Source organism: Candidatus Coatesbacteria bacterium (assembly GCA_014728225.1).
In the GTDB taxonomy this organism is placed as follows: Bacteria; RBG-13-66-14; RBG-13-66-14; order RBG-13-66-14; family RBG-13-66-14; genus WJLX01.
Genome location: WJLX01000012.1, coordinates 55,979 through 69,910, shown reverse-complemented (window position 1 = coordinate 69,910; position 13,932 = coordinate 55,979). Strand labels below are relative to the sequence as shown.

At 68.0% G+C, this 13,932-nt stretch carries 17 protein-coding genes and 1 tRNA gene; 7 read left to right on the top strand and 11 right to left on the bottom strand.

From position 1 onward, the window contains the following. The 9 genes from GF399_01360 to GF399_01320 all read right to left on the bottom strand — a co-directional run. A partial coding sequence (locus tag GF399_01360) for a hypothetical protein (protein MBD3398962.1) occupies positions 1–341 on the bottom strand: 341 nt, incomplete at its 3' end. Between the two features lie 16 nt (positions 342–357). Beyond that, on the bottom strand, positions 358–1,359 hold the full coding sequence (locus GF399_01355) for a hypothetical protein (protein ID MBD3398961.1): 1,002 nt from the start codon (positions 1,357–1,359) through the stop codon (positions 358–360). A gap of 263 nt (positions 1,360–1,622) precedes the next feature. After that, a complete protein-coding gene (locus GF399_01350; GenBank protein MBD3398960.1) occupies positions 1,623–2,540 on the bottom strand; it encodes a PorV/PorQ family protein in 918 nt (305 codons plus the stop codon). A gap of 66 nt (positions 2,541–2,606) precedes the next feature. Continuing rightward, a complete protein-coding gene (locus tag GF399_01345; protein MBD3398959.1) occupies positions 2,607–3,362 on the bottom strand; it encodes a hypothetical protein in 756 nt (251 codons plus the stop codon). A gap of 314 nt (positions 3,363–3,676) precedes the next feature. Further along, positions 3,677–4,762, bottom strand: a complete 1,086-nt coding sequence (locus GF399_01340; protein MBD3398958.1) for an inositol-3-phosphate synthase — start codon at positions 4,760–4,762, stop codon at positions 3,677–3,679. An 85-nt stretch (positions 4,763–4,847) separates the two neighbouring features. Beyond that, positions 4,848–5,465: a CDP-alcohol phosphatidyltransferase family protein gene (locus tag GF399_01335; GenBank protein ID MBD3398957.1), complete on the bottom strand. Its 618-nt coding sequence runs from the start codon at positions 5,463–5,465 to the stop codon at positions 4,848–4,850. A gap of 24 nt (positions 5,466–5,489) precedes the next feature. Further along, positions 5,490–6,479, bottom strand: a complete 990-nt coding sequence (gene gap, locus GF399_01330; protein ID MBD3398956.1) for a type I glyceraldehyde-3-phosphate dehydrogenase — start codon at positions 6,477–6,479, stop codon at positions 5,490–5,492. 95 nt (positions 6,480–6,574) lie between these two features. Further along, positions 6,575–7,351, bottom strand: coding sequence for a DNA repair protein RecO (gene recO, locus GF399_01325; protein ID MBD3398955.1), 777 nt, complete (start codon positions 7,349–7,351; stop codon positions 6,575–6,577). A 102-nt stretch (positions 7,352–7,453) separates the two neighbouring features. Then, positions 7,454–7,540: transfer RNA gene (locus GF399_01320), tRNA-Leu, on the bottom strand. 242 nt (positions 7,541–7,782) lie between these two features. On the opposite strand from GF399_01320, the gene GF399_01315 reads away from it, so the two are divergent. From GF399_01315 to GF399_01285, 7 genes are all read left to right on the top strand, one after another. After that, a complete protein-coding gene (locus GF399_01315) occupies positions 7,783–8,121 on the top strand; it encodes a hypothetical protein (GenBank protein ID MBD3398954.1) in 339 nt (112 codons plus the stop codon). Between the two features lie 391 nt (positions 8,122–8,512). Then, a complete protein-coding gene (locus GF399_01310; protein MBD3398953.1) occupies positions 8,513–9,070 on the top strand; it encodes a hypothetical protein in 558 nt (185 codons plus the stop codon). Positions 9,071–9,151: 81 nt separating this feature from the next. Beyond that, on the top strand, positions 9,152–9,373 hold the full coding sequence (locus GF399_01305; protein ID MBD3398952.1) for a hypothetical protein: 222 nt from the start codon (positions 9,152–9,154) through the stop codon (positions 9,371–9,373). A gap of 12 nt (positions 9,374–9,385) precedes the next feature. After that, entirely contained in the window at positions 9,386–9,499 is a 114-nt protein-coding gene (locus tag GF399_01300; protein ID MBD3398951.1) for a radical SAM protein, read from the top strand. A gap of 30 nt (positions 9,500–9,529) precedes the next feature. Further along, positions 9,530–9,859, top strand: a complete 330-nt coding sequence (locus GF399_01295) for a hypothetical protein (protein MBD3398950.1) — start codon at positions 9,530–9,532, stop codon at positions 9,857–9,859. A 2-nt stretch (positions 9,860–9,861) separates the two neighbouring features. Continuing rightward, complete coding sequence (locus tag GF399_01290) at positions 9,862–10,203, top strand: DUF3795 domain-containing protein (GenBank protein MBD3398949.1); 342 nt, start codon at positions 9,862–9,864, stop codon at positions 10,201–10,203. Between the two features lie 117 nt (positions 10,204–10,320). Continuing rightward, positions 10,321–10,941, top strand: a complete 621-nt coding sequence (locus GF399_01285; protein ID MBD3398948.1) for a TetR family transcriptional regulator — start codon at positions 10,321–10,323, stop codon at positions 10,939–10,941. A 223-nt stretch (positions 10,942–11,164) separates the two neighbouring features. On the opposite strand, the gene glnA is transcribed toward GF399_01285, so the two are convergent. Together glnA and GF399_01275 are read right to left on the bottom strand one after the other, a co-directional pair. After that, the gene (gene glnA, locus GF399_01280) at positions 11,165–12,655 is read right to left on the bottom strand and encodes a type I glutamate--ammonia ligase (protein ID MBD3398947.1); all 1,491 of its coding nucleotides are present in this window, start codon (positions 12,653–12,655) and stop codon (positions 11,165–11,167) included. Positions 12,656–12,839: 184 nt separating this feature from the next. Continuing rightward, the gene (locus tag GF399_01275) at positions 12,840–13,919 is read right to left on the bottom strand and encodes a hypothetical protein (GenBank protein ID MBD3398946.1); all 1,080 of its coding nucleotides are present in this window, start codon (positions 13,917–13,919) and stop codon (positions 12,840–12,842) included. Between the last annotated feature and the right edge of the window lie 13 nt (positions 13,920–13,932).

Here is a 13,932-nt window from a genome sequence, read left to right as displayed (position 1 = left end):
CCCACTGCGGGCAGGGTGTAGAGGACCAGAGTCACCAGCGAGGTCGAGACCAGCAGCGCCGCCGGCAGGGCGTTGGCCCGGCTGAACAGGGGACGCTGCTCGCTGAATAGACCGATCAGACCCCGAGGACCCAGCAGCGCCGACGGCACCCCCAGGCACCAGACCAGCCAGTAAAAGGCGAACCCCGCCAGATAGCCCGCCGCCGGACCGAGGAGCCGCGCTCCGAAGTGGAAGACCGCCCAGCAGCTCGGCAGCAGCAACCCGGACAGCAGGATGAGAAAAATCCGGCCCCCGGGCCGGATTGTCCCCGCGCCTTCACCTGACTGTACCCGGGCGGTCATCCGTCTTCCCCGCCGCTCAGCGGGTCGCAGGCTCGTAGACCTCGACGCCGACGGGCTGGGACAACCCGCCGACCTCGACGGTCACCGCGCCGTCCTTCAACCCCTTGAGGACCCCGCCGTTCTCCTCGACCACCCAGACCGTGCCGTCGGAGCCGACGGCGGTGTCCACCGGACCGGCCAGTCCGCTGTAGCGCGCGCCCGTCGTGCCGTCGGCCTTCAGCTCGACGACCTCACCGGCGCCGCGCAGGGCCGCCCAACAGTCGCCCTCGCCGTCGACGGCCAGACCGTAGGGATCGTCCAATCCGGCGAAGGTCTGCCGGATCGACCCGTCGGCGGCGTTCAGACAGAGCACGCGATCGCCGTCGATGTCGGAGAGCCAGAGTCGGCCGTTGGGCCCGTCGGCGATCAGCCCGCGCAGGATGCCCAGGCCGTCGACCGTCACCTCGGCGACGTCGGCCACCGCCGCGTCGCCGACGTAGTAGGCATCGACGGCGTAGAGGCCGCCGCTCTCGTCGGCCAGCCAGACCAGCTCGCCAACGGCGTCGAAGGCCGTGTGCCGGGTCGGGCCTCCGGCGCTCAGACGCGCCGTCTCGACCCCGCTGGAGCTGAAGCGGACGAAAGCTCCGTTGACCCGGTCCGAGCACCAGCAGTTGCCGTTGGGCAGGGCGGCAACGGTGTAGGGATCGTTGACCCGGCCTTCCGCCGTGGAATCCAGCAATTCGATGCCCTCGCCCAGGGCATAGCGGCTGACCCGGTCGTTGGCGTAGTCCGCCAGCCACAGATGGTTGGAACCGGACTGCAGATCGGCGTCCGTCGGCCTCGTCGGAGCGACGTTCTCGGCCGTCTGGTTACCCTCGACGTCGAAGGCGACCAGGCGGTCGTTCATCTTGTCGACGACGATGACCCAGGCGTCCTCCGGGGGATCGCCGCCGCCGTCATCGGAAGAAGTGCCACCATCGCAGGCCGGCAGACCGACGAGTGCGAGAACGATTAACACGAACAGGAACGAACGCTGCATAACCTAACCCTCGCTGTTGGATGGGGCGCCTCTCGGCCGGGAACCGCCGAAAAACAGCCCGCCGTCGCCACAACCCACTCGATCGACACCCGGGCGGCCGGAACCGGCACGGTTTTTGCATCTCGACGACCGTTACCTGCCACCGCCAACGGTCCGTCTCCGCAAAAACCGTGCCGGTTCCGGCCGTTGCGGGTTGGGGGGCCATCGAGGACGGACCCGGGCTGTTTTTCGGCGGTCCGAACGCGACGGGGCGTGACGCGCGTCTAGAAACCCAGGTTGAGGCTGAACAGGTGGCTGACCTCGAGATCGCCGTAGTCGGCGTAGGCGTAGTCGACGCTGAGCAGTAGGCTTTCCCAGAGGTAGAAGTGGACACCGGCGCCGAAGGAGAAGGTGGCGCTGTCGTGGCCCAGGCGGTAGCCGCCGCGCAGGCTGGCGGTGTCGTAGAGGGTGTACTGCAGGCCGAAGCAGCCGTAGGGTTCGTCGTAGAGCGGATAGACGCCGTCGGCCAGCAGGGTGACGCGGTGGCGGGGATCGTTGACGACCTCGCCGGCGGCGCCCAGGCGCAGGGTGGCGGGCAGGGGGCTGGGGTGCTCGTCGTAGGTGATCTCCGGCCCGAGGTTGGCGGCGGTGAAGCCGAAGCGCAGGCGCTCGAGGGGCCGGTAGGCCAGCCCGACGTCGGCGGCGAAGCCGTTGGCGGTGACGTCATCGAGGCGGGAGTAGAGGTAGTTGAGGTTGACCCCGGCGCAGAGACCGCCAAAGAGCTCGACGCCGTAAGCGATGCCGAAGGCGGCGTCGCCGGCGGTGAAGGTGCCCCGGGGGGCGCCGCTTTCGTCGTAGCGCGTCATCTCGCCGTGGGAGAGGTAGCGGATGGCCAGGGCCACGGTACCGGCCTCGGCGCCCAAAGGTACGGAAAAGGCGCCGAACTCGTAGGCCGTGTCCACGGGGTATTCGTCGTGGGTGAAGGCGACGTGGTAGCGGTTGCTCGAGGCGAGGAGGGCCGGGTTGAGCACGGCGGCTTCGGCGCCGGCGGCGTCGGCGGCGTAGGCTTCTCCCAGGGCCAGGGCGCGGGCGCCGATGCCCAGCCGCAGGAAAGGCAGGGCGGCGGTGCCGGCGTCTTCCTCGGCGGCGGCGACGACGCTGACCGTCAGCAAACAGAGGACAAGAACGAGGGGACGGCGCATGGCTGTTCCTCGGGTTGCAGGGTGACGAACCTATTCTAGTACAAAAAACGGCGGCGGGAAAGGTGCTCAGGCGAAAACGGCGCTCAGCCGGTCGCCGGCCAGAATGAAGACCGCCGCCGCCCGCAACAGCAGGGGCAACAGGGCCACGGTGACGGCGCGGACGGCGTCCAGCCCCAGGGCGTGGCGGGCGCCGTAGCCGACGTAGACCAGGGAAAGGATCACGGCGATGGGCAGCCCCAGCGTCGGCAGAGGGTAGAAGACGTAGGCCGCGGTGGCGTAGGAGACCACCCGCAGCACCGCGCCCAAGCCGACGCCCTTGTCGTAGAAGTTGGCCAGGGCGTAGCAGATCAGGGCGTCCAGCAGGACGACGACGGCCAGACCGGCCAGGTTGACCGGCACCAACCAGAGGGTGCGCAACCAGGCGGTCCGGGCGGCGGCGCCACCGGCCGCCGGACCGACCAGGTAGTTGATCAGCGTCGCCGCCGCCGCGGACAGCACCAGCACACCGACGGCGTGGAGGTAGGCCGTCCAGGCGCCGCCCCGGCGGGGCAGCTCGGCGAAAAAATCCTTGGGCTGGGCGACGAGGGCGCCGATCACCCGGAAGAAACGCCCCAGACCCGGCTTGCGCTCCCAGGCGTCGGCCTCGCCCGCCGGGGCGTCCAGGCCGGCGCAGCGGGCGCACATACCATCTCGGCCGGCATCGCGGCATTCCTCGCAGAGGAAGTCGCCGCAGATCCGACAACCCGCCACGGCCTCGCGCTCCGGATGACGGGCACAGCGACCCCGGACGGCTCCGGCGTCCCTGGAACGCTCCTCGGTCATCTGGCCTCCTCCTCGTCGGTGATCCGTCCCCGCCGCGCCGGCCGCCGCAATACAGCCTCCCGGCGTCTTCACCAAAGCCCCGCCCCGCAGTCACCGCCGGAACCGGCACGGTTTTTGCGGAGGCGAACCGTCGCCGCCGCTCCAACGGTCGCCGAGATGCAAAAACCGTGCCGGTTCCGGCGGTGGTGGTTGAGCATCGTGTATTGCGGCGGCCGGCGGGGTATCGCTAATCTCGTCCCGCGCTCCTCGAATCAACGGGGGCCTACACCCCCGTTGAACGCGCCATACACACCAAGCGCCCGAAGCGCCGTCCGCTAGTTATGGCCGTAGCGGGCGATGAACTCCTCGACCATCTCCCGGGCCACGTCGTCGGGGTACTGCCGGGGGGGCGATTTCTTGAAGTAGGCCGAGGGGCCTTCGAGGACGCCGGAGAGGCCGTTGTCGAGGGCCAGCTTCAGACAGCGCACGGCGTCGATGACCACGCCGGCGGAGTTGGGCGAGTCCCAGACCTCGAGCTTGAGCTCCATGTTTAGCGGCACACCGCCGAAGGCCTCGCCCTCGAGCCGGATGTGGGCCCACTTGCGATCCTCGAGCCAGGGGACGTAGTCGCTGGGTCCGATGTGGATGCAGTCGGAGATCGGCGGGTAGTGGAGGTTGCTGGTCACCGAGCCGGTCTTGGAGATGCGTTTGGACTCCAGCCGCTCGCGCTCGAGCATGTTGAGGAAGTCGGTGTTGCCGCCGACGTTGAGCTGGCTGGTGCGTTTGACGTAAACGCCGCGGTCCTCGAACAGCTTGGCCAGGACGCGGTGGACGATGGTCGCGCCGACCTGGCTCTTGACGTCGTCGCCGATCAGGGGCAGGCCGCGCTCTTCAAAGCGACGGCGCCACTCGGGCTTGCAGGCGATGAAGACGGGAATGCAGTTGATGACGGCGACGCCGGCCTCGAGGGCGGCTTCGACGTAGTGGGCGGTGGCCTGCTCGCTGCCGACGGGGAGGTAGTTGATCAGCACTTCGGCCCCGCTGTCGCGCAGCACCGCGGCCACGTCGACGGGCTCGGCGTCGTCGATGGGGAAATGGTCGGCGATGTACTTGCCGATGCCGTCCAGGACGGGTCCGCGCTGGACGATGGTCCCGGTGGGCGGCAGCTCCGGGGCGAAGCGGTAGGTGTTGTTGGGCGGTACGTCGACGGCCTCGGCGATGTCGAGGCCGACCTTGTCGGCGTTGACGTCGAAGGCGGCCACGAAGCGGATGTCGCTTATGTGGTAGCCGCCGAGGTTGGCGTGCATCAGGCCGGGGATGTCTTCACCTTCGGCGGCTTCGGCGTAGTAGCGGACCCCCTGGACGAGGGAGCTGGCGCAATTGCCGACGCCGACGACGGCGGTTCTGATCTCGCCGGACATGGGGCTCGACCCCCCTGCTGAGCTTGCGGGAAGAGGAAAAATCGATTGTACGACGAAACGGCCTTTGGAGGCAAGGGAGGCGAGTTCAGCGCGGCTCGTCGCCGTCGCTTTCGCTCTCGGCCAACCGGCGGAAAGTGTGCAGGGCGCGTCGCCCGGCGGTCCAGAGGGCGCCGGCGGTCAGCACGATCATGGCGATCCCCAGAGCCGTGGGGCCGATGAAGGCCCCGAGGACCAGGAGCACCAGGCGTTCGGGCCGTTCCCAGAAGCCGACGGCGCAGTCGTCGATCAGGTTCTCGGCCCGGGCCTTGGCGTAGCTGACGGTCAGCGAGGCGACCAGGGCGGCGCCGGAGAAGGCGACGTAGAGCAGCTCGCCCCGCGCGGCGAAGAAGTAACCGATGCCGACGAGGACGGCGCCGTCGGCCAGGCGGTCGGTCAGGCTGTCCAGGAAGGCCCCGGCGGGGGAGTCCTTGCCGCAGAGGCGGGCGACCTGGCCGTCGGTCATGTCGAAGAAGCCGGAGAGCAGCAGCAGCCAGGCGGTGCCGCTCAGGTTGCCCAGGGCGGCGACGAACCCGGCGCCCAGGCTCGCCGTGAGGCCCAGCAGGGTCAGGGTGGCCGGCTCGACCTCCAGGAAGGCCAGCGCCCGGGCCGGGGCCTGGAGCACGAAGCGGACGAAGTCGCGCAGCCATTTCCGCCAGAAGATCACCGTCTCACCCCCGCCCCCGACCGCTCACAGCTTGGAGATCACCTCGGCGGTGCGGCAGGAGTAGCCCCACTCGTTGTCGTACCAGCTCAACACCTTGGCCAGTTTGCCCCGGGCCTTGGTGAACTCGGCGTCGAAGATCGAGCTGGCCGGGTTGCCGACGATGTCCGTGGAGACCAGGTGCTCCGTCGAGTAGGCCAGGATACCCTGCAGTTCGCCCTCGGCGGCGGCGCGCATCGCCGCGTTGATCTCCTCGGCGGCGGCCTCGCGCTCCAGCACGCAGGTCAGGTCGACCAGGGAGCCGTCCGGCGTCGGAACGCGAACGGCCATGCCGTCGAGGCGGCCCTCGAGTTCGGGCATAACGACGGTGGTGGCCTTGGCGGCCCCCGTGGTGGTGGGGATGATGTTGATCGCCGCCGCCCGGGCCCGGCGCAGGTCCTTGTGCGGCAGGTCGAGGATCTTCTGATCGTTGGTGTAGGAGTGGATCGTCGTCATGTAGCCGTTGGCCACGCCGAAGTTGTCGTGCAGGACCTTGACCACCGGGGCCAGACAGTTGGTGGTGCAGCTGGCGTTGGAGATGATCCGGTGCTCGGCCGGGTCGTAGGCCTCGAAGTTGACGCCCAGCACGACGGTCACGTCGGGCTCCTTGGCCGGGGCGCTGATCAGCACGCGCTCGGCGCCGGCCGCGAGGTGCTTGGAAGCGCCGGCGCGGTCGCGGAAGATGCCGGTGGATTCGAGGACCACCTCGACGCCCAGCTCGGCCCAGGGCAGCTCGGCGGGGTCGCGCTCGGCCAGGACGCGAATCTCTTTACCGTCGACGATGAGCCGGTCGCCGGCGACCTCCACCGCGGCGTCCAAGCCGCCGAAGACGGAGTCGTGCTTGAGCAGATGGGCCAGGGTGGCGGCGTCGGTGATGTCGTTGATGGCCGCCACGTTGAACAGGCCGTGGCGATGATTGTAGCGGAAAACGGCGCGGCCGATGCGGCCGAAGCCGTTGATGGCGACTTGCTTGGGCATGCTGATTCCCCCGGAAGTGGTGCGACGGGTTGAAACGGTTGAAAAGGTCGACCGCGGCGGTAGACCAACGCCGTAGCGGTCGGTTGAGCGATACCTCAGCGGGCAGGTGGTGGGCCGTCCTCGCGAACCCTGGCCAGCAGCGATTCCGCCGAGCGGCGCAGGGTCGAATTGCGGCTGTGCAGGTCCAGGTGGTAGCCGGCCACGGCCTCGACGGCCCCCAGGGCCTCGTCGACGACCTCGCCACCCTGACGGGCGCTCAGGACGGCCCGGCGATGGATCCCGGCGATCAGCTTGGCGGCTCCCGCCGTCAACCGGCGGGTCGGACCTTGACGATGCCGGGGATGGTAGGCCGCACCCGCGGCAACGTCCAGCTCCAGCGGGCCGTCGATGGCTTCGCCGCAGGCGGCGCAGACCTCCAACCGCGGCCAAAGACCATGGTTGAGCAGGTGACCCTTGAGATGGAATAACCGGACCAGACGGGGCTCGAGGCCACCCTCCAACAGCTCCAGGGCGGTGCGCAGCAGGGTGAAGTCGGCGGCGGGATCCGTGCCGCCCCCCGCCGTGGCCAGAACCACCTCGGTCAGCCGACCCGCCTCCAGGTACAGGCGCCAGTCCGCGGCCAGCCGGTCCGGCGACCACTGGACCTGGGCCTCGGAGAGGATATCCAGCTCCCGACCCTCGCGCCGGTAGAGCAGGGCGTCGATCAGGCGCAGCGCCACACTGCCCGCAGCCAGCCGGGCCTTGGAGCGCCGGGCGCCCTTGGCCACGGCGCGGACCACCCCCAGGCGCGGGGAGAGCAGGGTGACGATCTTGCTCGTATCGCCCAACGGCCGCGCCGTCAGGACCAGGGCTGCCGTCTTGACCAGGGGCATACTAGAAAAACCCCCGGGTGCCGCCGGGAGCCAACCGGCGTCGCTCGTTCGCAGCGAGCGCACCAGTGCCCTCCAGCCTCCCGGGTGGTTTGTTGATTGTACTGGTGCCGGGAAGGAGACTTGAACTCCTATGGGGTCTCCCCCACATGGCCCTCAACCATGCGCGTCTGCCAGTTCCGCCATCCCGGCGTCGGGAACGGGCGCCGAAGGGCGCCCCGGACCCGCGGAAGTGTAACGCAACGCGACGCTTGAAGTCAAGCATCCACAGAGCACAACCACGAAAACCCCTGGCCCTGGAAACCGCCCTGTAGTACAATCCTAAGTTGTCATCCATGCGGTTCCGCTGATACGTTTTTCCCGAGGCGCGAGCCCCCGGACCGGCGCCGACTTGAACCCTCGCAGTGTCCACCACAACCACACCAAGGAGCGCCATGTACGGCATCGTTCACTTCGACCTCCCGGCCAGGGACACCGAGAAGCAGGGCGAGTTCTACGGCAAGCTGTTCGGCTGGAAAACGCAACCCTCCGGCGAGTACCTGCTGGTCAACCCGCCCGCGGGGCTGGGCGGCGGCCTGGACCCCCGCGGTCGGGTCCCGGTGCTGTATATCGAGGTCGAGAGCATCCCGGAGACCATGAAGAAGATCGAGGCCCGCGGCGGCAAGACCGTGATGGGCGAGATGAAGATCGACACCGGCGACGGCGGGGACTACGGCAAGATCGGCCTGTTCACCGACCCCGAGGGCACCCTGCTGGGCCTGTGGAGCAAGTAGCCGTTGCACCTGCTCAGGCCCTGAGAAACGCGGCAACTGAAACACATCGCCAGTCAAGCGCGATCCGGTTGGCACGGAGCGGCTCACGGGATCAACGTCTCAGCGCTTCAAGCTGTCGGGAAGGTAATCAATGAAACAGTATCGATTAGCAGCCCTGGTGCTGCATACCTTAATCGCGGGCTGTGCCAATGAGCGGGCGGATGACGGGCCGCTGAACTCCCCGTCCTGAAGCTGACCGGCATGGTGGAACAGGTCGATCAAACGACTAACTCCTGGGAAAGCAAAACCCCCGCGACCGCGCCGGTTTTGATCTGTACGGCCGAAGAGTTACCGGTACGCCCGGCGGCGGGCTCGGACCAGCCCCAGAATCGCCCTCCTGCGGCGGGATCAATTGGTCACCGCGGTCGATGAACACGACGAGTATAGCGTCGACGACCCCGGAGGGCATATACTCTGGCGAGAAGTGATCCTGGAGGACGGCACCACGGGCTGGACACCCGGCTGTTTTCTGCTCGATCGGGAAGCCTTATCGGCCCTGGCCGAGGTCGAGGCGACAGCCGGTTTGAGTGACGCCGCTGCGCTGTTAGCAGCCGCACAAGCATTCATCGACAACGCCGCCAAGGGTGAGTTGGGTTACCAAGCCCGCTATAGCCGATCCCCCGACGAGCGGCACCTCGTGCTCGCCACGGGTGATCACCTCGCGCATACCGGATTCCAGCTAACCGTAAGGCAAGGGTGTCATCGGTTAAGCCCCCTGCGCAAGTATGGCGAGCTCGGACTCTGGCAGGACGGTTCCCGCTATTGGGCCGACACCAGTGTTGGTAATCTCGGTGTCTACGACTGCCGCACCCTGGAGGCCATCTGCGTAGTCGATATGTGGTGGGCGAGCTTGAGAATACCTGGAAGACGCCCGGATACTGCTCCGGCTGGGCGAGATGCACGAAGATGAAATCGACTACCCCTCGTCGACGGCCCCACCACCGAGCCGGCGGCAGCCGCCGACTGGAACGATCAAGACCCCCTCAACTGCTTGAAAATCTACAACTTCGCCGACGGCGCCTCCCGGGTGATCGCCGCTCCGGACCCGATCACTCTGGTAGCCGCAGACTGGAACAAGGACTACTATGTCAGCGTGGTCTTGAAACCCACCGCAGCCTTTGCCGCCGATCCCCTTTTCGAGACCATCAGCGCCACTGAGTTCTATCAGCAATACGTCGGTCAACCGTGGAACGCCAATCCATCTGTCGAATAGGGAGGAGGCGGAATGCCGGTCTACGTCTGCGGCAAGTGCGGTCACCGGACCGCCAAGGTGCGCTGCCGACCCCAGCAGTGCCCGGAGTGCGGCGCGCCCCGGGACCAGTTCAAGAAGAGCGACTAGTCAAAGCGGTACAACAACGAGAGGAGGGCAATGTCCCGGATCGTATGGTTCGAGGTACCGGCCGAGGACCGGCGGGCCCAGCTCGACTTCTACTGCAACGTTCTCGGCTGGGGCAGGACCAGCTACGGCGGCCCGGAGATGTTCGATCTGGGCGGCAACCTGGGCGGTGAGCCCACCGCCGACGTCGAGCATCCGGTGATCTACTTCGAGGTCGCCGACATCGAGGCGGTCCAGGGCGGGGTCGAGGCCGCCGGCGGCGCCGTGGTGGTCCCCAAGACCGACATCGGCGGCGGAATGGGTTTTTACGCCCGCCTGCGCGACCCCGAGGGCCACGTCTTCGGTGTCTGGGCCAAGGAGTGAGCATGCTGGAACACGGAGGATGCTGCGGCCTGGAATGCGCCGAATGCCCGGCCTTCATCGCCACCCGCTCCGGCGACCGGGCGGCCTTCGCCGAAGTCGCCCGGCAGTGGAGCGAGCTCTACCAGACCGAGATCGATGCGGCGGATCTGCCCTGTGACGGCTGCTTGGCTCGCCCGCCGCAACCCCTGGGTTGTCACGCCCCGGAATGCGAGATCCGGGCCTGCGCCATCGACAGGGGCTTCAAGACCTGCGCCGAGTGCGCCGAGCTGCCCTGCGGGCTGATCTCCGGCCTGCTCGAGCAGGTGCCGGAGGCCCGCCGGCGCCTGGAGAATCTGCGCGGCTGAACCGAACGGCCGTTCGGCCGCAGGGGTCCAGCGAAGCGCGGAGCGGCTGACGACGCGCCGAACCGTTGTTCGGCAGCCTTGACCAACCCCCCCGCGCCTTGGGATAATGGGGTCGTCATGGCACACCCTTCCCCCGACGACGCCGGACCGGCCGCGACCCGGGACCGGATCATCGCCGCCGCCCGCGGCCTGCTCGCCGAGACCCCGGTCGCCGGGCTGCGGATGCGCGACGTCGCCGCCGCCGCCGGGCTCTCCGTCTCCTCGATCTACCAGCACTTCGGCGCCAAAGCCGACCTGCTGCGCGCCGTCTGGAGCGCCGAGGCGGCGGAGCTGCTGCGCCGGTGCGCCGAGGCTCTCGAGGCCGGTTCAGCGGGCATCGACGGCCTGGTCGCCTTCGGTTACGCCGTCTTCAACGATTTTACCGGCTACGTCCGCAACCGGGCCCGGACCCTGGAGTTCCTCCAGACCGTCGGCCGGGACGACGAGAGCGCCCGGCTGGTCAACGCCGGCCGGGATCGGCTGCGCGAGCTGTTGCGCTCCTCCCTGTCCGACGGTCCCCCCCGACGGGGCGACCTGGGGCCGGATCTGCTGGCCGAGCTGGTCCTCGACGCCACCGACGGCATCGCCCTGGCCGAGCTCCACGGCGGCAACCGCCATCCGGCCGACGAGGTTTTCGGCGCCCTGCTGGCCCTGATCGAGGTCGCCGAGACCCGACCCAACCCCGGCGGAATGGAGTAGCCGGGGAGTGCGGGCTATGACATAACACCCCTTGCGGGCTTGATTGCGCAGGTTTGACAGAAGTGCCTCGAGATCCGTGACGAGCGGCCCGGCGGGGCCGCTCTTGCGTTGACCTCGCCGGCACAGCGCGGCCGACAAGTGAACCCCGGGTCGGAGCTGGCGCCCCGACCCGGGGTCTTCGTGCGTCCCGGTTCTCCATCCCGCCCGCGGGCGGGCCCCCGGCCTAGAGATCGTAGTACAGGAACAGCTCGTAGGGGTGGGGGCGGTTGAGGATTTTGGCCAGCTCGTGGTCGTACTTGTAGCGCAGGTAGGCCTCGATCAGCGGCTCGTCGAAGACCCCGCCCCGCATCAGGTAATCGTGGTCGCGCTCCAGGGCGTGCAACGCCTGGGTGAAGTCGCGGGGCATGACGTGGTCCTTGCGCTCCTGCCCGGTCAGCTCGGCCATCCGGGTGGTGCCCTCGGCGCCGTAGGGACCGAAGCCCTCGGCGGAGGGGTCCAGCCCGCGCTCGATGCCGTCGATCCCGGCCATCAGCATCGCCGCCAGCATCAGGTACAGGTTGGCGGTGGCGTCGCCGGAGCGGAACTCGACGCGGCGCTTGGCCGGGGCGGCGTAGGCCGGGACGCGGCAGGCGGCCTCGCGGTTGGCCATGCCGTAGAACAGCCAGACCGGGGCCTCGTAGCCCTCGACCAGCCGCTTGTAGGAGTTGGTGCTGGCGTTGGTGACGGCGGCCAGGCTGCGACCGTGCTTGAGGATGCCGGCGGTGTAGGCCCGGGCCAGGGCGTTGAAGCCGGTCTCGTCCTCACCGGCGAAGGCGCTGTGGCCGTCGTCCTTGATCAGATACTGGTGGACGTGCATACCGTTGCCGGCCACGCCGTAGATCGGCTTGGGCATGAAGGTGGCCGACCGGCCGTACTGGTAGGCCAGGTTGTGGATGATGTACTTGGTCCACATGCCGTTGTCGGCGGCGGTGACCAGGCGTTCGAACAGCAGCTCGATCTCGCACTGTCCCGGTCCGCCGACCTCGTGATGGTGGTACTTGACCGGGATGCCCATCTCGATGAGCAAACGGACGATCTCGTTGCGCAGGTCGTAGGTCTTGTCCGCCGGGTTGACGGCGTGGTAACCGGCCTGGTGGCGGAGCTGGAAGCCGCTGTTGCCGAACTCGTTCTCGTCGAAGTTCCAGTCGGCCTCCTCGCAATCCAGGCGGTAGCCCAGAGCCTGGTCGCGCTTGGTGATGACCACGTCGTCGAAGACGAAGAACTCGAACTCGGGGCTGAACAGGCCGTCGGCGGCTCCGGCGGTCTTGGCCGTCTCATTGGCGGCGAAGAACTGCTTGGCGTAGGCGACGGCGCGCTTGGCCACGCCGCGGGGGTCGCCGGTGAAGGGCTCGCCGGTGGCGGCGTCGGCGCAGTCGCAGATGAAGCTGACGCAGCGCTCCTCCCAGAAGACGTCCTCCATCGCCGTGGTCTTGTCGGGCAGCATGACCATGTCGCCGCCGGTGACGTCGCGCTGGAAGCCGGGGATCGAGGATCCGTCGAAGCCGACGCCCTTGGTGAAGATCTTCTCGTTCAGGCCCTCCACGGGCAGGGTCAGGTGGTGCCAGCGGCCGGGCAGGTCGATGTACTTGAGGTCGATGGTGCTGACGCCCTCGTCGATGAGTTGCCTCTTGATCTCCTCGGCCGGTGTGTCGTGGTCGAACTCGTAGCGCAGCATGCTCCTCCATGGTTTTGCCGGTTAAAGGTCACGCCCCCGCGGGGGCCTTGTTTATCAAGCTGTCGTCGCGCGACGCCGGGGCGCATAACCACCCCCGCAAGCCCAGCCGCCGCCGACTAATCCGTCCAGCCGGGGTAAAAAAAGTCCCCCCGCTTCTGCGCAGCGCAACGGCGGAAAAGCGGCCTCAATCGCGGCTGGCCACCCAGAGGGGGCAGGGCTCGGCGAAACCGCGCAGACGGAAGCGACCGGCGCGGTGGAAGTAGCGCCGCTGCTCCTTGGTCAGCAGGTTGAGGATCTCCTGGGTGGCCATGATCCGCCCGTGGGGCGGCAGTTTGCGGAAGCCCGTGGCGAAGACGCGGTCCCGGGTGCTGACACCTTCGATACGGAAGACGCGGTGCACCTCGACGCCCAGGGGGTCGCCGCCGACGCCGCTCTTGATGGAACCCCAGTGGATGCCGATCCGCAGCCGGCTGTCCTGCAGGGGGTTGTCGAGCAGGAAGTCCCAGGCCACGGTGAAGCAGTCCCGGGCGTTGCGGTAGACGACCAGGAAGCCGTCGCCGGTGTTCTTGATGAAGATCAGCTCCCGGGAGGAGGGGTGCTCCATGAACGCCTTGTGAAACAGATCGATCTGGTCGATGTAGATGTCGTCGCCGTAGTCGAGGACCAGGTTGGTCGATTGGACCAGATCGAGAACCAACAGGGCGGACTTGGGCTCGGCTTTGATCGGGGCCGACCAGTGACGGCGGCGCAGCTCGTCGCCCAGCAGGCGGATCATCTTGGCGGTGAAGTCGAGCTGCTCCCGGTTCCAGTCCTTGCGCTCCCGATGCTCCCGGCAGATATCCAGGGAGACCACGGAGGTCATCTGGCCGTCGATGTAGATCGGCCCGGCGATGATGGCGGTGATGTTCTGCAGGAACTCCAGGATCGACAGCACGGTGCCGGCGATGAACTTCAGCTCCTTGGGCAGCAACCCGGCGGCGGTCTCCCGGGTGAAGTAGTGGATGTCGCCGGTGACCAGGGCGCGCATGAAGCGGTCGGGCAGCTTCTGGCCCAGGGAGGGCTTGATGCCGTCGTTGCACCACTCCAGGGCGGTGATGAAGCTCTGGCCCTGCTTCTCGTTGTAGCAGGCGCGGCTGACCCCCATCCCCCGGCCGAGGATGTCGAGGAAGCCCTGGATGAGCTCTTCCTTGTCGCGCCCCTTCTCGGTCAGGACGGCGCGGATCCCGCGCTCGATGTCCTCCAGGGCGATCTGTTTGACTGTCACTGCTCCCACCCCG